The sequence below is a fragment of the Streptomyces sp. NPDC030296 genome (genome assembly GCF_055572815.1).
The window spans coordinates 554,376-579,092 of the sequence record NZ_JBVICQ010000004.1 but is presented as its reverse complement, the minus strand read 5'-3'; the positions used below and the strand labels follow the sequence as shown (position 1 = coordinate 579,092).

Here is a 24,717-nt window from a genome sequence, read left to right as displayed (position 1 = left end):
CGCGGCCGCCAACGCACCCCCGCCCCCGAACCGTCACGCGTCGGCGAACCTCTCCCCCCGCTCCGCCTTCTCCACCAGCAGCGCCGGCGGCGTGAAGCGCGCGCCGTAGCGGTCGGCCAGTTCCCGCGCCCGGGCCACGAAGCCCGGCAGGCCGCCCTCGTAGCCGTTGATGTACTGCAGGACGCCACCCGTCCAGCCGGGGAAGCCGATGCCGAAGATCGAGCCGATGTTGGCGTCGGCGACGGACGTGAGGACGCCCTCCTCCATGAGGCGGACGGTGTCCAGGGCCTCGGAGAACAGCATGCGTTCCTGCATGTCCTCGAAGGGGATCCGGTGGTCGGGCCGGGTGAAGTGCTCGCGCAGGCCCGGCCAGAGCTTGGTGCGGCGGCCGTCGGGACCGTAGTCGTAGAAGCCGGCGCCGCCGCTGCGCCCGGTGCGGCCGAACTCGTCGACCATACGGTCGATGACCGCCTCGGCGGGGTGCTCCTCCCAGGTGCCGCCCGCCTCCTCCACCGCCCGCCGGGTCTCCGTGCGGATCTTGCGCGGCAGGGTCAGGGTCAGCTCGTCCATCAGGGAGAGGACCTTCGCGGGGTAGCCCGCCTGGGCCGCCGCCTGCTCGACCGACGCGGGCTCGATGCCCTCGCCGACCATCGCGACGCCCTCGTTGATGAAGTGGCCGATGACGCGGGAGGTGAAGAAGCCACGGGAGTCGTTGACGACGATCGGGGTCTTCTTGATCTGCCGGACCAGGTCGAACGCACGGGCGAGGGCCTCGTCGCCGGTCCGCTCGCCCTTGATGATCTCGACGAGCGGCATCTTGTCGACGGGTGAGAAGAAGTGCAGGCCGATGAAGTCGGACTGGCGCTCCACACCTTCGGCGAGGGTGGTGATGGGCAGGGTGGAGGTGTTGGAGCAGAGCAGCGCGTCGGGGGCGACGACGCTCTCGATCTCCTGGAACACCTTGTGCTTGAGCGCGGTGTCCTCGAAGACGGCCTCGATGACCGCGTCACAGCCGGTCAGGTCGGCCGGGTCGGCGGTGGGCGTGATCCGGGCGAGCAGGGCGTCGGCCTTCTCCTGCGTCGTACGGCCCTTGGCGACGGCCTTCGCACAGAGCTTCTCCGAGTAGCCCTTGCCCTTCGCCGCGGCTTCCGCGGACACGTCCTTCAGGACGACGTCGATGCCGGCGCGGGCGCAGGAGTAGGCGATGCCGGCGCCCATCATCCCGGCGCCGAGGACGGCCACCTTGCGGACCTGGCGCGGTTCGATGCCCTTGGGCCGGTTGGCGCCGGAGTTGACGGCCTGGAGGTCGAAGAAGAACGCCTGGATCATGTTCTTCGAGGTCTGGCCGGCGGCCAGCTCCACGAAGTAGCGGGCCTCGATGACCTGGGCCGTCTCGAAGTCGACCTGGGCGCCCTCGACGGCGGCGGCGAGGATGTTCCGCGGGGCCGGGTAGGGGGCGCCGGCCGTCTGCTTGCGCAGGGTGGCGGGGAAGGCGGGCAGGTTCGCCGCGAACTTGGGGTTCGAGGGCGTGCCCCCGGGGATGCGGTAGCCCGGCTTGTCCCAGGGCTGCTGGGACTCGGGGTTGGCGTCGATGAAGGCGCGGGCCTTGGCCATCAGCTCGTCGTGGGTGGCGGCCACCTCGTGGACGAGGCCGTTGTCCAGGGCGCGCCGCGGGCTGTACTGGGTGCCCTGGAGCAGGACCTTCAGCAGCGCGTCGGCGATGCCGAGGAGCCGTACCGTGCGGACGACGCCGCCGCCTCCGGGGAGCAGGCCGAGGGTGACCTCGGGGCAGCCGATCTTGGAGCCGGGGGCGTCGAGGGCGACGCGGTGGTGGCAGGCGAGGGCCAGTTCGAAGCCACCGCCGAGGGCGGCGCCGTTGATCGCGGCGACGACGGGCTTGCCGAGGGTCTCGATGCGGCGCAGATGGCGCTTGATCTCCAGGCCGCCGTCGAACAGCTGCTGCGCGGTGTCGGGGGTGACCCGGATGAGGTCGCGCAGATCGCCGCCTGCGAAGAAGGTCTTCTTGGCGGAGGTGATGATGACGCCGCGGACGGAGTCCTTCTCGGCCTCCAGCCGGTCGGTGATCACGGCGAGGGAGTCGCGGAACGCCTGGTTCATGGTGTTGGCGGACTGGTGGGGGTCGTCGAGGACGAGGGTGACGAGGCCCGAGCGGTCCTGTTCCCAGCGGATGGTGGTGCTCTCGGTCATGAGGGGGCTCTCCGTAGAAGTCTTGTGGTTCCGCCGGGTGTCAGACGCGTTCGACGATCGTCGCGATGCCCATGCCGCCGCCCACGCACAGCGTGGCCAGCCCGTACCGCTTGTCCTGGCGCTCCAGCTCGTCGACGAGGGTGCCGAGGATCATCGCGCCGGTGGCGCCCAGCGGGTGGCCCAGCGCGATGGCGCCGCCGTTGACGTTGACCTTGTCCAGGGAGATGCCCATGTCCTTCACGAAGCGCAGGACGACGGCGGCGAACGCCTCGTTGATCTCGACGAGGTCGATGTCGTCGATGGTCAGTCCGGCTCGGGCGAGGGCCTTGCGGGTGGCGGGCGCGGGCCCGGTGAGCATGATGGTGGGCTCGGAGCCTGAGACGGCGGCGGAGACGATCCGCGCGCGGGGGCGCAGGCCGTAGCGGTCGCCGATCTCGCGGGAGCCGATGGCGACGAGCGCCGCGCCGTCGACGATGCCGGAGGAGTTGCCCGCGTGGTGGACGTGGTCGATCTCCTCGACCCAGTGGTACTTCTGCAGGGCCACCGCGTCGAAGCCGCCCAGCTCGCCGATGTCGGCGAACGACGGCTTCAGCTTGGCGAGCGAGTCGGCGGTGGTGCCCGGCCGCAGATGCTCGTCGTGGTCGAGGACGACGAGGCCCGCGCGGTCCTTGACGGGGACGACGGAGGCGTCGAACCGGCCGTCCTTCCAGGCCGCGGCGGCCCGCTCCTGGGACAGGGCGGCGTACTCGTCGACGTCCCTGCGGGAGAAGCCCTCGATGGTGGCGATGAGGTCGGCGCCGATGCCCTGCGGCACGAAGTTGACGGCCAGGTTGGTCATCGGGTCGTTGAACCAGGCTCCGCCGTCCGAGGCCATCGGCACCCGCGACATCGATTCGACACCGCCGGCCAGCACCAGGTCCTCCCAGCCGGAACGGACCTTGGCGGCGGCCATGTTGACGGCCTCGAGACCGGACGCACAGAAGCGGTTCTCCTGGACGCCGGCCACGGTGTCCGGCAGTCCGGCGGCGACGGCGGCGATACGGGCGATGTCGGAGCCCTGGTCGCCGACGGGGCCCACCACGCCGAGCACGATGTCGTCGACGGCGGCGGGGTCGAGGCCGGGGTACCGGCGCCGGACCTCGTGGATCAGCCCGACGACGAGGTCGATGGGCTTGGTGCCGTGCAGGGCGCCGTTCGCCTTGCCGCGTCCGCGCGGGGTGCGGATCGCGTCGTACACGTACGCTTCGGTGCTCACGGATCTGGCCTTTCGGGTGGCGGTGGAGAGCCGGGGGGTCGGGGGCGCGGTTCGGGCGTCAGACGCCGGCCTCGCCGTTCGGGACGGGTTCCCCGAGGGGAACGTCCGCGGCGGCGACCGGGGAACGGGCGTCGAGGAGGCCGGGTATGCCCCAGTCGCGGGCGACGTCCACCGTGTCGGCGCCAGGCTGGGCGGGGCCGCCGCGGACCGAGGTGCGGGTGGTGGAGAAACGGGGTGCGGGGGCCGGCTGGGTGATGCCGCCGAAGTCGGTGAAGGTGCCGCGGGCCGCGAGATGCGGGTGGTCCGGGGCCTCGCGCAGCGACAGCACGGGCGCCACACAGGCGTCGGAGCCCTCGAAGACGGCCGTCCACTCGTCGCGCGTGCGGGTCCTGAAGCGGGCCTCGACCGTCGCGCGCAGGGCGCCCCAGGCGGCGACGTCCTTGCGGGCCGGGGCCCGGTCCTTGATGCCGAGGAGGTCGACGAACTCCTCGTAGAACTGCTGCTCCAGCGCGCCCACGGCCATGTAGCGGCCGTCGGCGGTCTCGTAGGTGCCGTAGAAGGGGCAGCCGCCGTCCAGGAGGTTGGCGGCGCGGCGGTCCTGCCAGCCACCGGCGGCGAGCATGCCGTGGATCATCGCGGAGAGGTGCGCGGTGCCGTCGACGATGGCCGCGTCCACGACCTGGCCGGCGCCGGTGGCGCGGGCGTGGTGCAGGGCGGCGAGGACACCGACGACGAGGTAGAGCGAGCCGCCCGCGTAGTCTCCGAGGAGGTTCGCGGGGGCGACGGGCGGGGTGTCCGGGGAGCCGATCATGCCGAGGGTGCCGGTCAGGGCGATGTAGGCGATGTCGTGGCCGGCGCGCTGGGCGAGGGGGCCCTGCTGGCCCCAGCCGGTCATCCGGCCGTAGACGAGGGCCGGGTTGCGGGCGTGGCAGCTCTCGGGGCCGACGCCGAGGCGCTCGGTGACTCCGGGGCGGTAGCCCTCGATCAGGATGTCGGCCCGTTCGGCGAGGGCGAGGACGGTGTCCGGGCCGTCGGTGGACTTGAGGTCGACGATGACGGACCGCTTGTTGCGGTTGGTGATGTCGTACAGGGGGTTGACGGCGAGGCCGGCGCCGCCGGGCCGGTCGACGCGGACCACGTCGGCGCCCAGGTCGCCGAGGAGCATGGCGGCGAACGGTCCGGGGCCGATGCCCGCGAGTTCGACCACGCGCACACCGGCGAGCGGGCCGTGCCCGGGCGTCTTCGCCACTGCCATCGAGAGCCCCCAGCTCTGTGACACCGATGATGTAACACCAGTGATGTTAAGAACGTGTTCCACCGCGCACAAGGCCCCGGGTGAGCGAACGCTTAGCCATTGTGCCCAAGGTCGCGCCGGATGTCCCGGCGCGCGTCGGCCAGGCTCAGCGGGTCTCCAGCTCCGCTATCAGGCGCTTCGGGGCGATCACGCGGTAGCTCTCCTCGACCCAGTCGCAGAGCAGCTCCGCGCTCGGGGCACCCTGCTCCTCCAGCGGGACACGCACCCAGCCGGCCTTGCCGAGGCCGTATCCGGCGGGCTCGGCCCCCGGACAGGTCAGGGCGTGGGCGTGGGTCTCCTCGTCCCTGAGCTTCACGGTGACACCCAGCGGATAGCTGCCGTCGTCCACACCGAGGAACACGAACACCTTCTTGTTGACCTTGGCGACGCTCTCACCCCAGGGGAACTCCTCGGCGGCGCCGGGCATCCCGAGGGCGAACTCGCGCACCTTCTCCCATTTTTTCAGGGCGTTCCTGGGCACGGCCACGGCCACCGCCGGATCCCGCGCGTTCGGCTGCTCGTCCCTCACGCTAGCCTCACCCACCGACAACGGCGCGGGGGCGAGGGCTGAGGGGTTCCATGAGCACGCACAGCAGGGCGGATCGGGCGTACGACATCGTGCTCTTCGGGGCGACGGGGTTCGTCGGCGAGCTCACCGCGGAGTATCTGGCCGAGCACGCGCCCGAGGGGCTGCGCTGGGCGCTGGCCGGGCGCAGCGCCGAGAAGCTGGCGGCACTGCGGGAGCGGCTCCCCGGCGGTGAGGGGATCGGTGTCCTGCGGGCGGACGTGTCCGATCCGGCCTCCCTGCGTGCACTCGCCCGGCAGGCACGGGTGGTGGCCACGACGGTCGGCCCGTACATCACGTACGGCGAGGAACTGGTGGCCGCCTGCGCCGACGAGGGCACCGACTATCTGGACCTCACCGGTGAGCCCGAGTTCGTGGACCTGATGTTCGTCCGGCACGACGCTCGCGCGCGTGAGACGGGCGCACGGATCGTGCACGCGGCGGGCTTCGACTCGATCCCGCACGACCTGGGGGCGTACTTCACGGTGCGCCAGCTCCCGGAGGACGTGCCGATCACCGTCGACGGCTTCGTGCGGGCGTCGGGGATGTTCTCGGGCGGTACGTTCAACTCCGCGCTGACGGGCTTCGCGCGGGCCCGGCAGACGGCGGCCGCCGCGCGGGACCGCAAGCGGCACGAGCCGCGGACGGTGGGGCGGCGGGCGTACGCGCCGGTGAGCGCGCCCCGTTTCGCCAAGGAGGTCGGTGCGTGGGCCCTGCCGCTGCCGACCATCGACGCGCAGGTGGTGCAGCGTTCGGCGCGGGCTTTGCAGCGCTACGGGCCGGACTTCCGCTACCGCCACTACGCGGCCGTCAAGACGTTGCCGTTCGCGGTGGGCGGGGTCGCGTTCGTGGGCGCGGTCGTCGCCGCCGCGCAAGTGCCGCCCGCTCGGCGCTGGTTGGGCAACCTGCACAAGCCGGGTGAGGGGCCGAGCGCCGAGAGGCGGGCCAAGAGCTGGTTCTCGGTGCGCTTCGTGGGCGAGGGCGGCGGCCGGCGGGTGTTCACGGAGGTCGCGGGCGGCGACCCCGGCTACGGCGAGACGGCGAAGATGTTCGCCGAGTCGGCGCTCTGCCTCGCCTTCGACGAGCTTCCCCCCACGGCGGGGCAGGTCACGACGGCGGTGGCGATGGGTGACGCGCTGATCGAACGGCTGCGCGCGGCGGGTATCACTTTCCGCGTGGCCGCCTCCCGGTGACACGGGCTCCGGACGGCGGCGTGAGGCGGCCGGGAGTCCACCGCCCCTGCCGCCCTCGCCCTAATGGGCCCATCCCGTCAGCGTGTAGACCATCCCGCCGATCCACGCGAGCCCGGCGATCAGGGCGAGCAGCAGCCCGGCCGTGACGGCACGCTCGACGGGCTGGCTGGGGCTGGCGGCGGGCTTGGGGGCGCGGTGCGTCGTCATGCGGACCAGCCTGCCGATCACGACGACGCGCCGGTATCCGTACTCGTACTCAGGTACGAGCCCCGGACATACTCACGTGTGCGCCCCGAGGGTCAGCCGGCCGCCTCCCGCAGGGCCCGGCGGCAGAGCGCGTCGGCGTGCCGGGTCGACTCCGGGATGCGGTAGGCCGGGGTCAGGGCGAGGGTGTGGGCGCAGGCGTTGTCGAGGGTCACGCGGTGGCCGACCGACACGAACACCGGTTTGACCCCGGTGCGGGTGCGCAGCGCGCGGCCCACTTCCTCGGTGCCCGGTCCGGTGGCGGCGAGGAGGGGCGAGGCGCTGCCGCGCGGGGTGCCGGGGTCGTCGTAGGTGAAGGTGAACGGGTTCTTGGCGACACCGATCGTGGGGAGCCCGGTGAGGACGCCGAGGTGGCTGGCGAGGCCGAAGCGGCGCGGGTGGGCGAGGCCGTAGCCGTCGCAGACGACGAGACCGGGGTCGCACGGCAGCGCGTCGAGGGCGGCGAGGACGGTCGGGATCTCCCGGAAGGCCAGCAGGCCGGGGACGTACGGGAAGGAGACCTGTCCGATCGCCGTGGCCTCGGCGACCACGTCGAGCGTGGCCGCGTCCAGGACGACGGCCGCCGCCGCGACCACGTCCCGCTCGTCGTCGTACGCGACGTCGACGCCGGTGACGTGTCCGCTGCCGGGCGGCGGCCCGGTCTCGTCGAGGACCACCTGGCCGCGCAACTCGTCCTGCACGGCTCGGGCCTGATCGTCGGTGGCGGGCCAGCCCGCGGGGATGCGTACGGTCGTCATGGTCCGACGAGCGTACGCATCCCCGCGGTGAGCGCGCCCCCCAGGGCTGCTCGGCTACTTGTCGAGGGCGCGCTTGAGCTGGCTCTTGTTCATGTCGGAACGGCCGCGGATGTTGCGCCGCTTGGCCTCCTCGTACAGCTGGTCGTACGTGGGTCCCTCGGACCCGCTGTGGGAGCGCTGCCCGCCCCGCTTGCTGGAAGACATGTCCCGCGTGGACGTGCGGCTCGCGGTCTTGGACTCGCCGGACCGGGCGCGTTCCTTGTTGACCGTGCGGGCGGCGATCTCCTTGGCGCGCGACTCGCTCTCACCGCGGTCCTCGGCACTCTCCTTGATGTGCTCGTACTGGCGTTCCCGCTTGGGGCTCGAACCGCGTGGCATGCCGATCACTCCCTTCATGACGCGAACACCGCACGGGTATCCCGGTGGGCGGGATCCAGTCCCGCCCGCCGCCCGTTCACCGGCCGTCCCGTCAGTTCTCCAGCCGGGCCACGCGCCCCTTCTCCCCGGCGGCCCAGCAGCCGCGGTCGGGGGTGCAGTCGACGGTGTCGTACGAGCCGGTGTCGACCGTGCGCCAGGTGCGGCCGCCGTCGGTGGTGAGATCGGTGCCGGTAGGACCTACGGCGAGGGCGGTCGTCCGGCTGTACGGGAGCCAGGCGACGCCGGAGCGGTAGGCGGGCGGTGGTTGCGCGGCGCTCGTCCAGCGGCGCCCGGCGTCGCCGGTGGTGGCCGCCGCCCTCGGGGACGGCTGGTCGGCGCGGTAGTCGCCGCCGACGGCGATGCCGTGGGCCCGGTCGCGGAAGGCGAGGGCGAAGACACCGCGGGCCGGGTCGCCCGCCGGGACGGGGGTGTCGGTGGCCGTCCAGGTCAGGCCGCGGTCGGTTGAGTGCAGCACACGCGCGCGTGCCGCTCCGCCGGTCGCCAGCCAGACATCGCGCCGGCCCGAGCTGACCAGGCACTGCCCGCTCGCCGCGAAGCCCGCCTCACCCTCCAGGGCCGGGGGCATGCCGTCGTTCGGCAGGACGTTCCAGGAGCGGCCGCCGTCCTCGGTGGACAGGATGCGGAACTTCCCGTCCACGGGGTCGCTCATGGCGAGCCCGTGGCGCGGGTCGAAGAAGGTCAGACAGTCGTAGAAGGCGCGCGGGTCGGTGTTGCGGAAGGTCTCGGTCCAGGTGGCGCCGCCGTCGTCCGTGCGGTACACGCGGGAGGACTCGCCCTCGCCGATGGCCAGGACGACCGCCCGGCGTGCGTCGAACGCCTCGATGTCCCGGAACTGCAGATCCTGTGCGCCGGGCGGTGACACCGTGCGCCAGTGCTCGCCCCCGTCCCTCGTCCGCAGCACGGTGCCGCCGGTGCCGGCCAGCCAGGCCGTATTCCGGCTGACCGCGGCCAGCCCGCGAAAGCGCACGTCAGTGCCGGTCTGCTTCAGTTCCCAGTGGGGTGGTCGGCCGTCCCCGTGCGCCTGCGCGGGCACGGCCAGGGCGGCGGCGAGCGCCGTCGCGGCCAGTCCCGTCGTCATCGTCCGACTCGTCCGGATCCTGCTTCTCGACTGCCCCATGGCCCTCATGGCGGGCGAAGCTAGCCGACCCCCCGGGCGCCGTCCAGATGGCCTCGGCCGGGAACCGTGGGGCCGCGTCCGGTGTCCTCACGGGTATGCCGCGACGCCGGGACGAGAAATGGATCACCTCGGTGATTGGAGTCGGTGACAGAGGTCACTCGAAGCCCGCGTGCACGCATCGGCCCGATCCAGCGTCTCTTCACATGCCCGGCCATGCCGTCCGGAGTCCGTCCAGCCGTCACAAGGGAGCAAGGCGTTGTCCACCGTCATCGAGCAGCCCGTCGAGGCCCGTCTCGTCGCCGCCGCGCCGCGGATGCCGAGCATTCCCGCAACGCTCCACTACGACCGGAGCGACCCGTTCGCCGTCCGTATGACGTTCCCCGCCCCGGCGACGCTGGAGGGTGTCGAGGTCTGCTGGACCTTCGCCCGCGAACTCCTGGTGACCGGCATGGACGAGGCCGTCGGCCACGGGGACGTCCGCGTCCGCCCCTACGGCTACGAGCGGCTGGTCATGGAGTTCCACGCACCGGAGGGCACCGCCGTGGTGCACGTCCTCGCCGGTGAGATGCGCCGCTTCCTGGACCGGACGACCGAGCTGGTGCCCCTCGGCCTCGAACACCACCAGGTCGACCTGGACCGCGACCTGGCCGAGCTGATGCGGGACGCCTGCTGAGACCACGCCTTCCGACGCCGCCCCGCCCAGGCCGGGGGCGGCAGGTCCGGGTGCCGGTTTAATCCGTTGACACCCCCAGAACGCCCTCCTACTTTGTACAACGGTTCTGTTGCCGTCGATTGGAGAAGGACGTTGCTCGTCTGAGGTCCTGAGACACCGCGTCACACATCATCGCCGTATCCCGGCTTCCTGTGTGCGTTGCGTGCGACCTCGGCGTACGAGCCGTCCCCCCGGCAGCGGGCCTTCCTTTGGCCCCGCCCCAGCGGGTTCGCCCTCGCCTCGCAGTGTCGCGCTCGCGGTGTCCGCACGCGTTGCCCCGACCACCGCAAGCAACCGCGAGGCCTTATGTCTACTCCCCTTTCCCTCACCTGCTCGTCCCTGTCGTTCGCCTGGCCCGACGGCACGCCCGTCTTCGAGGACCTCCAGATCGCGTTCGGCCCCGGCCGGACCGGACTCGTCGGGGTCAACGGGTCCGGCAAGTCGACCCTGTTGAAGCTGATCGCCGGGGAACTGACCCCGACCGACGGCACGGTGCGGGTGGCCGGCGAGATCGGCTACCTCCCGCAGAACGTCACACTCGACACCGCGCTGCGCGTCGACGAGGCGCTCGGCATCGCCGCCACCCGCGCCGCGCTGCACGCCATCGAGGCGGGCGACGTGGCCGAGGAGCACTTCGCGGCGGTCGGCGACGACTGGGACGTGGAGGAGCGCGCCCTGGCGACCCTCGGTCAGCTCGGGCTCGGCCACGTCGACCTGGACCGCACGATCGGCGAGATCTCGGGCGGCGAGTCGGTGCTGCTGCGCCTGGCCGCGCTGCTGCTGCGCCGCCCGGACGTCCTGCTCCTCGACGAACCCACCAACAACCTCGACCTGTACGCCCGCCGCAGGCTGTACGACGCCGTCTCGGCGTGGTCCGGAGTGATGATCGTGGTCAGCCACGACCGCGAACTCCTCGACCTGGTCGACCAGGTCGCCGATCTGCGCTCCGGGGAGATCACCTGGTACGGCGGCAACTACTCCGTCTACGAGGAGGCCCTGAGCACCGAGCAGGAGGCGGCCGAACGGATGGTGCGGGTCGCCGAGGCCGATCTGAAGAAGCAGAAGCGCGAACTGGTCGACGCCCAGGTGAAACTGGCCCGGCGCAGGCGGTACGGCCAGAAGATGTTCGAGCAGAAACGCGAGCCGAAGATCGTCATGGGGGCCCGGAAACGAGCCGCCCAGGAGTCCGCAGGCAAGCACCGCATCATGCACGAGGAGAAGCTCGCCGAGGCCAAGGAGCGGCTCGACGAGGCGGTGGAGGCCGTACGGGACGACGACGAGATCCGCGTCGACCTGCCGTACTCGGCCGTGCCGCCCGGCCGCACCGTGCTCACCGCCCTGGACCTGCGGCTGCGCTACGGGGCCAAGGTGAGCGGGGGCCTCGATCTGCGGGGCCCCGAGCGGATCGCGCTCGTCGGGCGCAACGGCGCGGGCAAGACCACGCTGCTGCGCACGATCGCCGGCGAGCTGGAGCCGGTGGGCGGCCAGGTGCGGGCGCACGTTCCGCTGCGGTTCCTGCCGCAGCGGCTCGACGTCCTCGACGACGGACTGACCGTCGCCGAGAACGTGGCCCGGTACGCGCCGGGCGCCACCAACAACCGGGTGCGGGCCCGACTGGCCCGCTTCCTGTTCCGGGGCGCCCGCGCCGACCAGCCGGCGGCGACGCTGTCCGGCGGGGAACGCTTCCGGGCGGCCCTCGCCGCGCTGATGCTCGCCGAGCCCGCCCCGCAGCTGCTGATGCTGGACGAGCCGACGAACAACCTGGACATGGCGAGCGTGCGCCAGCTGACGACGGCACTGGAGTCGTACGAGGGAGCCCTGATCGTGGCCAGCCACGACCTGCCGTTCCTGGAGTCACTGGGCATCACCCGGTGGCTGCTGCTGGAGGAGGGAGGCCTGCGCACCACGACCCCGGAGGAGCTGGGGACGACCGGCTGACCCGGCGGACGATCCCTGCCCCCGGACGCCCGGTGCCGGCTACCGCCGAGTATCTCAGGAGGGGCACAGCCTGGGTCCGGGGGTTTTGTCCTGGTGGGGCGGGGCTGCATGATGGCGGACCGGCGTCGCTTCACGGGCGCCGGAAAACCCTCGTTCGATTCGGAGTCCCACACGTGCCCAGCAAGAAGGCCCTCGTCCGTCGTCCCAGCCCCCGCCTGGCAGAGGGCCTCGTCACGCACATCGAACGCGCGGAGGTGGACGTCGACCTCGCGGTCGAGCAGTGGGAGGCGTACGGGGAGGCCCTGCGCACCCACGGCTGGGAGACCATCGAGGTGGACCCGGCCGACGACTGCCCGGACTCGGTGTTCGTCGAGGACACCGTGGTCATGTACAAGAACGTGGCGCTGATCGCGCGCCCCGGCGCCGAGTCCCGGCGGGAGGAGACCGCCGGGACCGAGGAGGCCGTCGCCGCGCTCGGCTGCTCGGTGAACTGGGTGTGGGACCCGGGAACGCTGGAGGGCGGCGACGTCCTCAAGGTCGGCGACACCGTCTTCGTGGGCCGCGGCGGACGCACCAACGCGGCCGGGGTCCAGCAGCTGCGGGCGGCGTTCGAGCCGCTCGGGGCGCGGGTCGTGTCCGTGCCGGTGAGCAAGGTGCTGCATCTGAAGTCGGCGGTCACGGCGCTGCCGGACGGCACGGTCGTCGGGCACATCCCGAAGATGGACACGCCGTCGCTGTTCGGGCGCTTCCTGCCGGTGCCGGAGGAGGCCGGGGCGCACGTCGTGCTGCTCGGCGGCGACAAGCTGCTGATGGCGGCGAGCGCGCCGAAGACCGCGGAGCTGTACGCCGACCTCGGCTACGAGCCCGTCCTGGTCGACATCAGCGAGTTCGAGAAGCTGGAGGGCTGTGTGACATGCCTCTCGGTGCGCCTGCGGGAGCTGTACGTCTGATCGAGTGACCGCCTCACTGTTCCGGCCCCTGGACCTGCGCGTCCAGGGGCCGTTCGGCATACCCGCCCGCCCGGCGCAAGGTGTTTCTGATCAGGGGTCTTTACCGTGTACTTAACCTACGTCTTCGTAACCTACGGATTCGTAGCCTACGATGCCGTAGGTTCGGTCACGCGCCCGTGACCGCACATGTGTTCATCCCCGGTCGTCCCCCTGGAGCCTCTGTGTCGCTCACTTCTCCTCTTCTCGGCAGCCCGTCCTCCGACTGGACCGACGCGCGGCTGCTGTACGCGCTGGAGGAAGTCGTCGAGAAGGAGCTCAACCGGCATCTGAAGGTCGCCAAGGACTGGATGCCGCACGAGTACGTGCCGTGGAGCGACGCCCGTAACTTCCCCGGCCTCTTCGAGGACGGCGAGCCTTGGGAGAAGGAGCAGTCGAAGGTCAGCGAGATCGGCCGTATCGCCCTCGTGGTGAACCTGCTGACCGAGGACAACCTGCCCAGCTACCACCACGAGATCGCCACGCTCTTCGGCCGTGACGGCGCCTGGGGCACCTGGGTGCACCGCTGGACCGCCGAGGAGGGCCGCCACGGCATCGTGATGCGCGACTACCTGCTCGCCTCGCGCGCGGTGGACCCGGACAAGCTCGAAGAGTTCCGCATGTCCCACATGGGCGAGGGCTTCGAGTCGGACAACCGGCACTCGATGCTGCACACGGTCGCGTACGTCGCCTTCCAGGAGCTGGCCACCCGCGTCTCGCACCGCAACACGGGCCACCACTCCGGTGACCCGGTCTGCGACCGCATGCTGGCTCGCATCGCGACCGACGAGAACCTCCACATGATCTTCTACCGGAACCTGCTGAAGGCCGCGTTCGAGTTCGCGCCCGACCTCACCATGCAGGCCGTCCGCGACGTCGTCGTGAACTTCCGCATGCCCGGCCACGGCATGCCCGGCTTCGAGCGCGCCGCCGCGCAGATGGCCATCGGCGAGGTCTACAACCTGCGCATCCACCACGACGACGTCCTCGCGCCCGTCATCCGCTTCCTGAAGATCATGGAGATCGACGGCCTCGGCCCCGAGGGCATGAAGGCCCAGGAGGAGCTCGGCCTCTACCTGGGCGGCCTCGACGCGGAGGCCCGCAAGTTCGACGAGAAGCTCGCGGCCCGCAAGGCCCGGATGGCGGCCCGCGGGAAGGCGTGACCCCCGCGCGGGACGCGGCCGGCGCCGGGTGGACGGAGACCCGTCACCCGGCGTCAGCCGCGTCCGGCGCGCCGTAGGTGCAGTCTCTCCTTCTCGGACAGACCGCCCCACACGCCGAAGCGCTCGTCGTTGGCCAGGGCGTAGTCGAGGCAGGCGGTGCGCATCTCGCACATGCCGCAGATGCGCTTGGCCTCCCGCACGGAGCTGCCGGGGTCGGGAAAGAAGAAGTCGGCCCCCGTCTGCGCGCACAGCGCCCGCTCCTGCCAGGCGATGTCGACCGGGGTGATCGTGTCGATGTGCATGGAGAGGATCGTGCCGCTCGACGAAAAACGTTCGATCAACGCCGCATCAACACGGCGGCCCGGCCCCTTGATGGTCCCTCCGGACGGCGCCCCCGCGCACGGCGGCGCGCGGAGGTGTGCGCAGACGAGGCCGCCTGAGTCGGTGACCACTCCGTCGGCCGAGCCCCGGCCGTAGCGCCCCGGCGATTGTCGGTGGGCGGTGCGAGACTCGAGGGAAAGGCAGTGGGACCCCTCACGGACCCCTCGGAGGAGGGCCAGGATGCTCACGACCCGTTTTGTCACCGGCGCCCCGAACTGGATCGACCTCGGCACCCCCGACATCGAGGGAGCCAGTGCGTTCTACGCACATCTCTTCGGCTGGGACTTCCGGTCGGCCGGCCCCGAGATGGGCGGCTACGGCTTCTTCCAGCTCGACGGCCGCACCGCCGCGGCCGGGATGCAGAACCCCCCGGAGCAGGGCCCGCCGTCGTGGAACGTCTACTTCCAGTCGCCGGACGCGGACGCCACGGCCGAGGCCACCGAGCGGGCGCACGGCTCGGTGCTGATGCGGCCCATGGATGTGGCGGAGGAGGGCCGGATGGCCATCCTCGCCGACCGGGCGGGCGTCCCCTTCGGCATCTGGCAGCCCCGCCGCACCACGGGCCTCGACGTCGTCATGGATCCCGGTTCGCTGTGCTGGGTGGAGCTCTACACCCCCGACCTGCCGGCCGCGGCGGGGTTCTACAACGCGGTGTTCGGCTGGGAGACCTCGGCGATGGACTTCGCGGGCGGCAGCTACACCTGTGTGAACCCGGCCGGCAAGGAGGAGAGGGACATGTTCGGCGGCATCGTCCCGCTGGACGCGGACCCCACCGAGGCGGAGTCCGGGCCGTACTGGCTGCCGTACTTCGAGGTCACGGACCCCGACGAGACGGTGCGCAGGGCGCAGGAGCGCGGCGGCGGCGTCCGTATGCCCGCGACGGACCTGGAGGGCGTGGGCCGCGTCGCCAAGCTGACCGACCCGTACGGGGCCCGCTTCGCGGTGATCAAGAGCGCGCCGCCGCAGTGGTGAGAGCCGCGCAGGCGGCCCCGCGGCGGCCCTGGGGCGGTCCTGGGGGGCCGCCGTGCGCAAGCGGCGAGGAGCGTCCCACCCGTCGTCAAGTCCCGAACACCGAAAAGTCCTGAGAGCGCTCTCAGTCATAAGTCTTGACGGCTCAACCTCCCCTGGGAACAGTGGGGGCACCACAGCAGGGGCCCCACCCCCTGTGCCTCCACTCCCCACTCCCAGGAGGCCCCACCATGCTCTCTCGTCGTACATTCCTCGCCGGAACCGCCGCCGCGATCGGCGCGCCCCTGGCTGGGAGCGCTCTCACCACTCCCGCGCGGGCCGCCGCGCCCACCACCTGCCAACTGGCCCTGCGCAACGCCTCGTTGCCGGGCACGGTCCGGGCGTACGTCACCGGGCACGAACAGGCGACCGGCGCCTGGGTGCTGCTGCGGGCCAACGGCAGCGTCTACCGGCCGACCTCGCCGTCGGCGCCGCACACACCGCTGCCGGTGGACTGCGCCATCCCGCTCGGCCCGGCCGGCTCCGCGCCCGTCGTGCTGACACTCCCCCAGATGTTCGGCGCCCGTGTCTACTTCGTGCGCGACAATTCACTCGACTTCTTCCTCAACCCCGGCCCCGCGCTGGTCGAGCCGGCGTTCGCCACCCCCGCCGACCCCAACTTCGGCAGGACGTGGTCGTTCTGCGAGTTCACGTTCGACCCCACCCAGCTGTTCGCCAACATCAGCTACGTCGACCTGGTGACGGCCCTCCCCATCGGCCTGACGCTGGAGGGAGACGCCACGCACACCGTGGCCCCGTTGCCGAGCGGCGCCGTCGACCGGATCGCCTCGGACCTGGTGGCCCAGGCGGCGAGGGACGGCCAGCCGTGGGACCGGCTCGTCATCCGGGGCGGCGACGGCAGGGTCCTGCGGGTCATCTCCCCGCAGAACCTGATGGCGCCGTACTTCGACCGGCCGGACCAGATGCCCTTCCGCTCCTACTGGGACGCGTACGTCAACCAGGTGTGGGACAAGTACCGTTCGACCGACCTGCGGATCGACCTCCAGGGCGGCCGGGGCGTGCTCACCGGCCGGGTCGTCGGCGACCGCCTCACCTTCACCGGGGGCCATTCCTTCGCCAGGCCCACCTCGAAGGACATCTTCACCTGCAACCACGGCCCGTTCGCCAACAACCCGGGCGATCCCGACCCCAAGAAGGCCCTCCTCGCCCGGATCGCCGCCGGCTTCAACCGCTCGCTCATGCTCACCCACCCCACGCAGCCGAACGGGTCCACGGCGAACGCCTACTACCGGGGAACCGTGACCAACCACTGGTCCCGTGTCGTGCACGCCAACTCGCCCATCGGGTACGCCTTCCCGTACGACGACGTACGGCCCGACGGCCAGCCGGACGTGTCGGGCGCGGCGCATGACGGCAACCCGCGACGGTTCACGGTGACGGTGGGCGCGTAGGGGCCGCGGCTCACGCGGAGGCGCGGCGGATCAGTGTCGTAGGGAGGACGACGCTGGACGGCGCGCCGCCCAGGCCCTTGCCCTGGCCGGGGTCCGCGGCCTCGTCCCGGCCGCGTCGGTCGAGGCCCCGCAGGAGGAGTCGGGCCATCAACCGCCCCATCTCCTCTATGTCCTGGCGGACCGTCGTCAGGGGCGGGTCGGCGCCCTCCGCCACCGGCAGCATGTCGTCGAAGCCGACCACGGCCACGTCCTCCGGCACCCTTCGTCCCCGCTCCCGCAGGACCCGCAGGGCGCCGGAGGCCGAGAGGTCGTTCGCGGCGAACACCGCGTCCACCTCGGGGCAGCGGTCGAGGAGGACGCGCATCGCGCGCTCACCGCCGGCCGGCGTGAAGTCGCCCTCCACGATCAGCCGGGGGTCGGCGTCGACCATGACGTCGCGGAAGCCGTCGAGCCGGTCGACCGCTGAGGTCTGGTCGAGGGGGCCGGTGATGTGGGCGACCCGGGTGCGGCCGAGTCCGACGAGATGCCGTACGGCGTCCCGTGCTCCGCCCCGGTTGTCGCTGTCGACGTAGACGGTGGGTCCGTCGCCGCGCGGGCCGTCGCCCCAGCCGGGCCGGCCACCGAACACGGTCGGCACACCGGCGCCCCGGATCAGTCCCGGCAGCGGGTCGTCCAAGTGCAGGGAGAAGACGAGCGCCCCGTCGACATGTCCGCCCGCGAGGTACCGGCCGACCCGCGCGTAGTCCTCGGGCCCCTCCGTGAGCAGCAGGACCAGCTGCGAGTCGTGAGCCGTCAACTCCTTGCTGATCCCTCGCAGTTGGAGGGCGAAGAAGGGGTCTGCGAAGACCCTGGTCTCCGGTTCGGCGATCACGACGGCCACCGCGTCGTGGCGCCGGGTGACGAGGCTGCGGGCCGCCTGGTTGGGGACGTAGCCGAGTTCCTCGACCGCCCGGCGCACCCGCTGCACCAGCGGCTCGCGGACGCCGTCGCCCCCGTTGACGACACGGGACACGGTGGCCCGTGACACCCCGGCGCGCGCGGCCACGGCCTCCAGCGTGGGACGCGACACTGCCTCGGTCACTTCGGGACTCCTCAAGAGCGGGTGGGGATCAGGATAGCCTCGGTCGGGCCGGCCTGAGAGCGCTCCCGAAGCGGGTGGGGGCGTTCGCGGGAATTCGGTTGCGCCCGGGCCGGGCCGGCCGTGAGGATCACCGTATGACCATGAGAAAGGCCCATGACGCCTGACCGCCTCGCCCCGTACGCCCGTCTCCCCCGCGCGTACCACGATCTACGTCTTCTCCACAGCACGGTCGACGCCTTCGGCCGCGCCCACTGGCTGCTGCGGACACCCGAGGAAACTCCGGGACCGTACGACGCGGTGGTCGTCACCGTGGACGACGGCGCCTCGTACGAGACCGCGCTCAGTTCGGTGACCGCCCGTCACCCCAAGGTCGACTCGCTCCCCGACGGCGGCTTCGTCGTCGCCGACGCGCGCAGTCGGGCGGGTGACGAGCAGGTCCAGGTCTTCGACGCGCTGGGACGTCCGTCGTGGACGTTCCGCGTCGGCGACGCCATCGAGCATCTGCTGACCGACGAGTCCGGTGACCTGTGGGTCGGCTACTTCGACGAGGGCGTGTTCGGTGATGATCCCCTCAGCGCGGCGGGCGCGCGGCGCTGGAGCGCCACGGGCGAGGCACTGTGGGAGTACAGTCCGCCGCCCGGCGGTGACTGGATCGCCGACTGCTACGCGCTGAACGTGGACCGTGGCGCCGCCTGGGTGTATCCATACACGTCCTTCCCCCCGGTGGAGGTGCGGCAGGGCCGGCCGCTCCGGGCGCGTACGACCCGGGTCGAGGGCGCGTCCGGCGTGGTCGTGCACGGGGAGCTGGTCACGTTCTTCGGCGGCTACGGGCAGGAGCGCGACCGGCTCGTCGTCGCCTCCCTCGGCGAGACCTCGGTCGACACCGTGGCCGTCTCACGTCTGCGTCACACGGACGGCACCCCGGTGGAGCGCCGACGCCGTGTCGTGTCGCGGGGACCGCGCCTCTACGTGCAGGAGGGGTCGTCCACCTCGTGGGGCGTGCTGGACATCAGCGGGGAATGACGCGCGGGCGGGCCTCAGTGCGCGTGCTCGCGCTTTGGCGCGTGCTCGTGCGGCTCGTACCCCGGGATCGTGCCGTCCGGCTTGCGGACCAGGAACAGGCCGACCATGCCCATGTCGGAGTGGCTCTGGACGTGGCAGTGGTACATCCAGGCGCCGGCGCCGACACCCTCACCGGCGACGACCTGGAAGCCGAAGGAGTCGGCAGGGCCGCAGATCTTGTTGTCGATGACCTGGCTGGGGTCGTCGGGGCCGGTCAACTGGCCCGTGCGGTTGTCGGCCCAGCGATGTCCGTGCAGGTGGAAGGTGTGGTAGTACTCCCCGTGGGTGATGACCACCCACTCCACGCGGTCGCCGACCGTCGCGTCGAAGTTCGGTCCGCTGTGGGCCGGCTTGTTGTTGATGAGCATGTCGTTGAAGACGACGGTGACGGTCCTGTCGGGGAGGACGTCACCCTTGCGGCGGACGATCACGGGGCCGTAGAGGCCCCTGCGGATGCCGACCGTGCCGTGTTCGGTGCCGACGACATGGTCGTGGTAGTGCCAGTACCCCGCGCTGCCCGCCCGCCAGGTGCCGTCCTTGCGCCGGCCGGGTGTGTGCGTCCGCCAGGTGTACGTACGGGTGCCGCCGGGCTCGACGTCGCTCTTGTTGAGGGCGGTGCCGTCGCTGGAGGTCTCGTAGTCCAAGCCGTGGACGTGCAGGCTCGCCCGGACGTCCATGGTGTTCTCGAACTCGATGTGCAGCGTGTCGCCTTCGTTCAGTTCGATCAGCGGGCCGGGGACGGACGCCTTGCCCTTCTCCAGGCCGTAGCCCATCTGGCCGTCCGCCAGCTTCTCGGCGTACAGCTTGATGTGGCGGACCTCGCCGCCGGCGGGGGCGGTCCGCGCGGCGGTGTCGGCGCTCGCGGCCTCGGGGGCGCCGATGGTGTCGACGGCCACGGACAACGATGTCGCGGCGGCCGCGCCACCCAGCAGCAGCCGTCGGTTGAAGCCTCGTCTGTCCAGTCCGTCCATCCGGAACTCCCCATGCGAGTACGGCATTTACGACAGCGCGCCTGAGTCTGTGGTGAACCTGTGAGACGGTAGCGGCACCACAGGTGTTTATCCACACCCAGGACAAAGTTTGTGGCATTCCGGTCATAGGTATTGGCGTACCGCGCAAAGGGGTCTAGCTTCCTTGGCGCTGTTGCTGTGACCGAGGAGGTGCCCATGTACTTACGAGGGTTGAGCGACACGAGAACGCGGGGAAGACGGCCCTGGGCGGCCGTCGTGACCGCCTCGGTCCTGGCCGCGGGGCTGCTGTCCGGCCCGGCGGCGCATGCCCGCCCCGCGCCGGAACCCGCGCTGACAACGATGTCGATCCCGTCACCCCCGGGCGGCTCGGGCCCGCGGGTGCTGGTCTTCCACGGCTCGGCGGCCGCCGGTGAGGAGTCGCCGCTCGTCAACGCCGGGATCGAGGCGATCGAGCGGATCGGGCTGTCCGGGCCCGCGGCCGAACGGTTCGAGGTCGTCGCCACCGACGATGCCTCCGTGTTCACCGACGGGGCCCGCCTCGGCGGCTTCAACGCGGTGGTCTTCCTCACCGGAGGCGGCGATGTCCTCGACCCGGAGCAGGAGGCGGGCCTGGAGGCGTACATGGAGGCGGGCGGCGGTTTCGTCGGTATCCATGACGCGGCACGCGCCGAGCCGTACTCGGACTGGTTCACGGGGCTGATCGGCGCCCGCCCGGCCGGGTCGAGCCCGACATCGGTGCAGCGGGCGACGGTCGAGGTCGGGGACCGGCGGCACCCTGCCACCAAGGATCTGCCGGTGCAGTGGAAGCGGCCCGACAAGTGGTTCAACTGGGTGAAGAACCCGTCCGGCGCGGTGCACACCGTGGCCCGGGTGCGCGAGTCGACGTACCGGCCGGGGGCGAGCGCCAACGGCTGGGACCATCCGGTGAGTTGGTGCCGTGACTACGACGGCGGACGCTCCTTCTACACGGGCATGGGCGGGACGGTGTCGGCGTACGACGAGACCGACTTCCGTACGCATCTGCGGGGCGCCCTGCTGTGGACGTCCCGGCTGACCCGGGCCGACTGCAAGGCGACGATCGACGCGAACTACAAGGCGGAGCGGCTGACCCGGCCCAACCAGCCCGGGCGGAACGACCAGATCGGCGAACCGCACGGCCTGGTCACCGCCCCCGACGGACGTGTCCTCTACATCGGTCGCGGCGGCGCGGACTCCTCGCAGCCGGTGGTCACCGACTGGAACGACCCGGACATCGGCAAGGGCAAGGGCGAGGTCCACGTCTACGACCCGCGGACCAAGCAGGTCACCCTGGCCGGCGCCCTCACCGTGTTCGGCAACAAGGGCGGCGGCGACGAGCTGATCAAGGTCGAGGAGGGGCTGCTGGGCATCGAGCTGGACCCCGGCTTCCAGCAGAACGGCTGGGTGTATCTGCACTACACGCCGCACGAGCGGATCAACCGCGACACCCGGACGGCCGAGCGCCGCGTCTCCCGTTTCACCCTCGACCTCGCGACCAACAAGCTGGACCTGGGCAGCGAGAAGGTGCTGCTGACGTGGCCGGTGCAGATCCACAGCTGCTGCCACGCGGGCGGCGGGATGGCCTGGGACTCGCGGGGCAACCTGTACATCGCGACCGGCGACAACAACTCCAGCGGCTTCAGCGCCGGTTACTCGGGCAACAACCCCCAGCCCAACTACAAGGGCGTGTCGTTCGCCGACGCGCGCCGCACCGCCGGGAACACCAACAACCTCAACGGCAAGATCCTGCGCATCCACCCGGAGCCGGACGGCACCTACACCCTGCCCGCCGGCAACCTCTTCACCGGGAAGGAGACCGACGAGGGCGGCGGGAAGACCCGCGGCGAGATCTATGTGATGGGTGTCCGGAACCCCGCGCGGATCTTCGTCGACAGGAAGACGGACGTCCTCTACGCCGGCTGGGTCGGCCCGGACGCCTCGACTCCGTCGACGACCTGGGGCCCGGCGAAGTACGACACGTTCGCCGTCATCACCGAGGCGGGCAACCGGGGCTGGCCGTACTGCATGGGCAACAAGCAGCCGTACCGTGACCGCAATCTGCCGGACCCGTCGAAGCCGCTGGGCTGGTACGACTGCGACCACCCGAAGAACGAGTCCCCCAACAACGACGGCCTCGTCAACCTGCCCCCGGTGACCGGCAACACCATCTGGTACTCGCCGCAGGGCGGCGCCCCCGACTTCCCGAGGGACGCGAACGGCATTCCTTCCTACAAGAGCGAGGACGCCACGTACCTGCTGCCCTGGCTGAAGGGTGGTGGACAGGCCGCGATGAACGGCCCGGTCTACCGCTACGACCCCGCCGCGACGGGCTCCGGCCAGTGGCCCGCGTACTGGGACGGCAAGTGGTTCGTCGGCGACTTCTACGACGCCGACCAGCCGCGGCACGCCGTGCTCACCGATCCGAAGAACCACGGCAGCGGCGGACTCCCGATCCACGCCGAGACACTGAAACGGATCATCCCGGTCGGCAACGACGGCATCAAGAACCTCATGGACTGGAAGTTCGGGCCGGACGGGGCCCTCTACCTCCTCGACTACGGGCGCGGCTTCTTCACCTCCGACGCCAAGTCCGCCCTGTGGCGGGTGACCTACACGGGCGGCGGCCCCACGCCGTCCGCCGACCAGCTCGCGAGGGGTGCGCGGTGATGCGGGAGAGACGTGTGTGGGCGGCCCTGATGGCGGCCCTGCTGATGATGCTCGGCCTCACGGCGACGCCCGCCTCCGGGCGGGCCGAGCCGGCCGCCGAGGCCGCGGCGCAGGTGCTCACCTGGACGGCCGGCGACGACATCACCAAGTACACGACCGCCCCGACGACCGCGGTGGCGGGCGTGACGACCCTCGTGTTCGAGAACAGCAGGGCCACCGGCAACACGACGGGCATGCCGCACACCCTGACGTTCGACGTCTCGGACCCCGAGTACAACCACGACGTCCCGCTGAACATCCTGGCCAACCCGAACGACGACCGGGGCGGCCGCCACACCGCCGAGGTCACGCTCACCCCCGGCCGCTACCGCTACTACTGCACCATCCCCGGCCACGGCCAGATGCAGGGCATCCTCGTGGTCACCGAGGGCACCGGCGAGGACACCACCGCGCCCGAGACCTCGGCGACCGTGAGCGGCACCCGGAACTCCCAGGGCGCGTACGTCGGTTCGGCGACCGTCACCGTCACCGCGACCGACACGGGCGGCTCCGGGGTCGAGCGGATCGAGTACGCGACCGGTGACTCGGGCGCCTGGGTGCCGTACACCACCCCCGTCGTGACGGACCGGGTGGGCAGCCACAAGGTCCGCTACCGGGCCGTCGACAAGGCGGGCAATACGGCCGTCGAGAAGAGCGTGGAGTTCACCGTCGTCGCCCCGCCGACGGACGACACCACCGCGCCGGAGACCTCGGCGACGGTGACCGGTGAGCGCGACGCGCAGGGCCGGTACGTCTCCATGGCCACGGTCACCGTCTCCGCGTCGGACACCGGCTCGGGGGTCAACACCGTCGAGTACGCGCTCGGCGACTCGGGCGCCTGGCGGCCTTACACGGCTCCGGTGATGGTCCACGAGGTCGGCACGCACACCGTGCGGTACCGGGCGACGGACAAGGCGGGCAACGTCTCGGCGGAGAAGAACGTCGGGTTCACGGTCGTGGCGCCGCCCGCCGCCGACACGACACCGCCGGTGACCGGGGTGACCGTCGAGGGCGAGCGGAACGCGGCCGGCGCGTACCTGAGGAACGCGAAGGTCACCGTCAGCGCCACGGACCACGGCGGGTCGGGTGTCGCCGGGATCGAGTACTCGCTGGACGGCGGCCCCTATCTCGCCTACACCTCCCCCGTGGTCGTCGACCGCGCGGGCACGCACACCGTGGCGTACCGGGCGAGCGACAAGGCGGGCAACACCGCCCCGGCGCGCTCGGCGACCTTCACGGTCGTCGCGGGTGGCGGTGTCCCGGCGCCCAACTGCGCCGAGTACGACGAGCGGTTGACGGTGTTCGTCGGCACGGTCGACTCGGGCGTGCCGAACCGGGTCACGAACAACCGGTGCCGCGTCAACGAGCTGATCGAGGACGAGAAGGAGTGGACGTCCCACGCCCTGTTCCTGAAGCACGTCGACACCGTGCTCGACAGGCTGCTGAGGGACGGGGTCGTCGATCAGCGCGAGTACGACGCGGTGAAGGAGGCCGCGGCGGAGTCCGGCATCGGCAGGCCCGGGCAGACGGAGGGCTACCGGACGATCCTCGACGGCACGGCGGAGTCGTTCGCCAAGTGGCAGCAGGTGGGCGGTGGTTCGTTCGCCAGGAACGCCGACGGCTCGATCACGTCCGGGACGACGAAGGACGGGCTGGGCATGCTGTGGTTCCCGGAGCGGAAGTACGGCGACTTCTCGCTGCGCCTGCAGTGGCGTGACGACGCGCCCGGCACGTCCAACGCCAACTCCGGGGTGTTCGTGCGGTTCCCGTGGGTCCACGAGCACCCGGAGGAGTCGCGGCCGGAGTGGGTCGCCATCAAGTACGGCCACGAGGTGCAGGTCCTGGACCGGCCCGACGGCGACATGTACAAGACGGGGTCGGTCTACGGCTTCGACCGGGTGGGGCTCGCCGGCGCGGGCGTCACCCAGAAGGGCACCTGGAACGACTACGAGATCCGCGTGGTCGACCAGCACTACTCCGTGTACCGCAACGGGGTGCTGATCAACGAGTTCGACAACACCGGCGGCCAGGACTTCGCCCCGCCCCGGGCGGACGACCCGGGCACGGACGGACGGCGGTTCGCCTCCGGCTACCTCGGACTCCAGGTGCACGGCACGACGGACGTGGTCTCCTTCCGGGACATCCGGATCAAGGAGCTGTAGCGCCCGCCCGCGCCCGGCCCGTTGTCAGTGGCGTACGGCATGCTGT

General features: G+C 71.5%; 21 protein-coding genes. 10 read left to right on the top strand and 11 right to left on the bottom strand.

The genetic code is table 11. The features are described 5' to 3' along the window. Positions 1-33 precede the first annotated feature (33 nt). From ACZ4Z3_RS14495 to ACZ4Z3_RS14480, 4 genes are all read right to left on the bottom strand, one after another. The gene (locus ACZ4Z3_RS14495) at positions 34-2,208 is read right to left on the bottom strand and encodes a 3-hydroxyacyl-CoA dehydrogenase NAD-binding domain-containing protein (RefSeq protein WP_468501255.1); all 2,175 of its coding nucleotides are present in this window, start codon (positions 2,206-2,208) and stop codon (positions 34-36) included. A gap of 40 nt (positions 2,209-2,248) precedes the next feature. Next, a complete protein-coding gene (locus ACZ4Z3_RS14490) occupies positions 2,249-3,463 on the bottom strand; it encodes an acetyl-CoA C-acetyltransferase (protein WP_055713426.1) in 1,215 nt (404 codons plus the stop codon). Positions 3,464-3,521: 58 nt separating this feature from the next. Continuing rightward, positions 3,522-4,718 (bottom strand): CaiB/BaiF CoA transferase family protein, encoded by a 1,197-nt coding sequence (locus ACZ4Z3_RS14485; RefSeq protein ID WP_468501254.1) that lies wholly within the window; start codon positions 4,716-4,718, stop codon positions 3,522-3,524. A gap of 145 nt (positions 4,719-4,863) precedes the next feature. Beyond that, positions 4,864-5,244: an MmcQ/YjbR family DNA-binding protein gene (locus tag ACZ4Z3_RS14480; RefSeq protein WP_468501444.1), complete on the bottom strand. Its 381-nt coding sequence runs from the start codon at positions 5,242-5,244 to the stop codon at positions 4,864-4,866. 92 nt (positions 5,245-5,336) lie between these two features. Here ACZ4Z3_RS14480 and ACZ4Z3_RS14475 point away from each other — a divergent pair, with 92 nt between their 5' ends. Continuing rightward, positions 5,337-6,515 (top strand): saccharopine dehydrogenase family protein, encoded by a 1,179-nt coding sequence (locus tag ACZ4Z3_RS14475; RefSeq protein ID WP_468501253.1) that lies wholly within the window; start codon positions 5,337-5,339, stop codon positions 6,513-6,515. A gap of 60 nt (positions 6,516-6,575) precedes the next feature. On the opposite strand, the gene mmpA is transcribed toward ACZ4Z3_RS14475, so the two are convergent. The 4 genes from mmpA to ACZ4Z3_RS14455 all read right to left on the bottom strand — a co-directional run bounded on the left by mmpA (position 6,576) and on the right by ACZ4Z3_RS14455 (position 9,032). Then, positions 6,576-6,722, bottom strand: a complete 147-nt coding sequence (gene mmpA / locus ACZ4Z3_RS14470; protein ID WP_468501252.1) for a morphogenic membrane protein MmpA — start codon at positions 6,720-6,722, stop codon at positions 6,576-6,578. Between the two features lie 92 nt (positions 6,723-6,814). After that, positions 6,815-7,516 carry an endonuclease V gene (locus ACZ4Z3_RS14465; RefSeq protein ID WP_468501251.1) on the bottom strand — a complete coding sequence of 234 codons (702 nt, stop codon included), beginning with the start codon at positions 7,514-7,516 and terminating at the stop codon, positions 6,815-6,817. Between the two features lie 54 nt (positions 7,517-7,570). Next, positions 7,571-7,894 carry a plasmid stabilization protein gene (locus ACZ4Z3_RS14460; protein WP_468501250.1) on the bottom strand — a complete coding sequence of 108 codons (324 nt, stop codon included), beginning with the start codon at positions 7,892-7,894 and terminating at the stop codon, positions 7,571-7,573. A 91-nt stretch (positions 7,895-7,985) separates the two neighbouring features. After that, positions 7,986-9,032 carry a WD40/YVTN/BNR-like repeat-containing protein gene (locus ACZ4Z3_RS14455; RefSeq protein WP_468501249.1) on the bottom strand — a complete coding sequence of 349 codons (1,047 nt, stop codon included), beginning with the start codon at positions 9,030-9,032 and terminating at the stop codon, positions 7,986-7,988. Positions 9,033-9,327: 295 nt separating this feature from the next. Between ACZ4Z3_RS14455 and ssgD the strand changes: the two genes are divergently transcribed. The 4 genes from ssgD to ACZ4Z3_RS14435 all read left to right on the top strand — a co-directional run bounded on the left by ssgD (position 9,328) and on the right by ACZ4Z3_RS14435 (position 13,870). Further along, on the top strand, positions 9,328-9,744 hold the full coding sequence (gene ssgD, locus ACZ4Z3_RS14450; protein ID WP_468501248.1) for a spore wall synthesis regulator SsgD: 417 nt from the start codon (positions 9,328-9,330) through the stop codon (positions 9,742-9,744). Between the two features lie 345 nt (positions 9,745-10,089). Next, positions 10,090-11,721, top strand: coding sequence for an ABC-F family ATP-binding cassette domain-containing protein (locus tag ACZ4Z3_RS14445; protein ID WP_468501247.1), 1,632 nt, complete (start codon positions 10,090-10,092; stop codon positions 11,719-11,721). A 173-nt stretch (positions 11,722-11,894) separates the two neighbouring features. Further along, positions 11,895-12,671, top strand: a complete 777-nt coding sequence (gene ddaH, locus ACZ4Z3_RS14440; RefSeq protein ID WP_055542795.1) for a dimethylargininase — start codon at positions 11,895-11,897, stop codon at positions 12,669-12,671. Positions 12,672-12,892: 221 nt separating this feature from the next. Then, positions 12,893-13,870 carry an acyl-ACP desaturase gene (locus tag ACZ4Z3_RS14435; RefSeq protein WP_468501246.1) on the top strand — a complete coding sequence of 326 codons (978 nt, stop codon included), beginning with the start codon at positions 12,893-12,895 and terminating at the stop codon, positions 13,868-13,870. Positions 13,871-13,923: 53 nt separating this feature from the next. On the opposite strand, the gene ACZ4Z3_RS14430 is transcribed toward ACZ4Z3_RS14435, so the two are convergent. Further along, positions 13,924-14,172: a WhiB family transcriptional regulator gene (locus tag ACZ4Z3_RS14430; RefSeq protein WP_180303658.1), complete on the bottom strand. Its 249-nt coding sequence runs from the start codon at positions 14,170-14,172 to the stop codon at positions 13,924-13,926. 259 nt (positions 14,173-14,431) lie between these two features. Here ACZ4Z3_RS14430 and ACZ4Z3_RS14425 point away from each other — a divergent pair, with 259 nt between their 5' ends. Then, positions 14,432-15,223 (top strand): VOC family protein, encoded by a 792-nt coding sequence (locus ACZ4Z3_RS14425; protein WP_468501245.1) that lies wholly within the window; start codon positions 14,432-14,434, stop codon positions 15,221-15,223. 227 nt (positions 15,224-15,450) lie between these two features. Further along, on the top strand, positions 15,451-16,671 hold the full coding sequence (locus tag ACZ4Z3_RS14420) for a glycoside hydrolase family 64 protein (protein ID WP_468501244.1): 1,221 nt from the start codon (positions 15,451-15,453) through the stop codon (positions 16,669-16,671). 10 nt (positions 16,672-16,681) lie between these two features. Here the strand turns inward: ACZ4Z3_RS14420 and ACZ4Z3_RS14415 are convergent, their stop codons facing one another. Then, positions 16,682-17,752 carry a LacI family DNA-binding transcriptional regulator gene (locus tag ACZ4Z3_RS14415; protein ID WP_468501243.1) on the bottom strand — a complete coding sequence of 357 codons (1,071 nt, stop codon included), beginning with the start codon at positions 17,750-17,752 and terminating at the stop codon, positions 16,682-16,684. Between the two features lie 153 nt (positions 17,753-17,905). Between ACZ4Z3_RS14415 and ACZ4Z3_RS14410 the strand changes: the two genes are divergently transcribed. Then, on the top strand, positions 17,906-18,775 hold the full coding sequence (locus ACZ4Z3_RS14410) for a hypothetical protein (protein WP_468501242.1): 870 nt from the start codon (positions 17,906-17,908) through the stop codon (positions 18,773-18,775). Between the two features lie 14 nt (positions 18,776-18,789). Here ACZ4Z3_RS14410 and ACZ4Z3_RS14405 read toward each other — a convergent pair whose 3' ends face one another. After that, entirely contained in the window at positions 18,790-19,785 is a 996-nt protein-coding gene (locus ACZ4Z3_RS14405) for a multicopper oxidase domain-containing protein (RefSeq protein WP_468501241.1), read from the bottom strand. 195 nt (positions 19,786-19,980) lie between these two features. Here ACZ4Z3_RS14405 and ACZ4Z3_RS14400 point away from each other — a divergent pair, with 195 nt between their 5' ends. Then, the gene (locus ACZ4Z3_RS14400; RefSeq protein WP_468501240.1) at positions 19,981-22,470 is read left to right on the top strand and encodes a ThuA domain-containing protein; all 2,490 of its coding nucleotides are present in this window, start codon (positions 19,981-19,983) and stop codon (positions 22,468-22,470) included. Next, positions 22,470-24,671 carry an OmpL47-type beta-barrel domain-containing protein gene (locus ACZ4Z3_RS14395; RefSeq protein WP_468501239.1) on the top strand — a complete coding sequence of 734 codons (2,202 nt, stop codon included), beginning with the start codon at positions 22,470-22,472 and terminating at the stop codon, positions 24,669-24,671. Before ACZ4Z3_RS14400 ends, ACZ4Z3_RS14395 begins: the two co-directional genes overlap by 1 nt. Positions 24,672-24,717 lie beyond the last annotated feature (46 nt).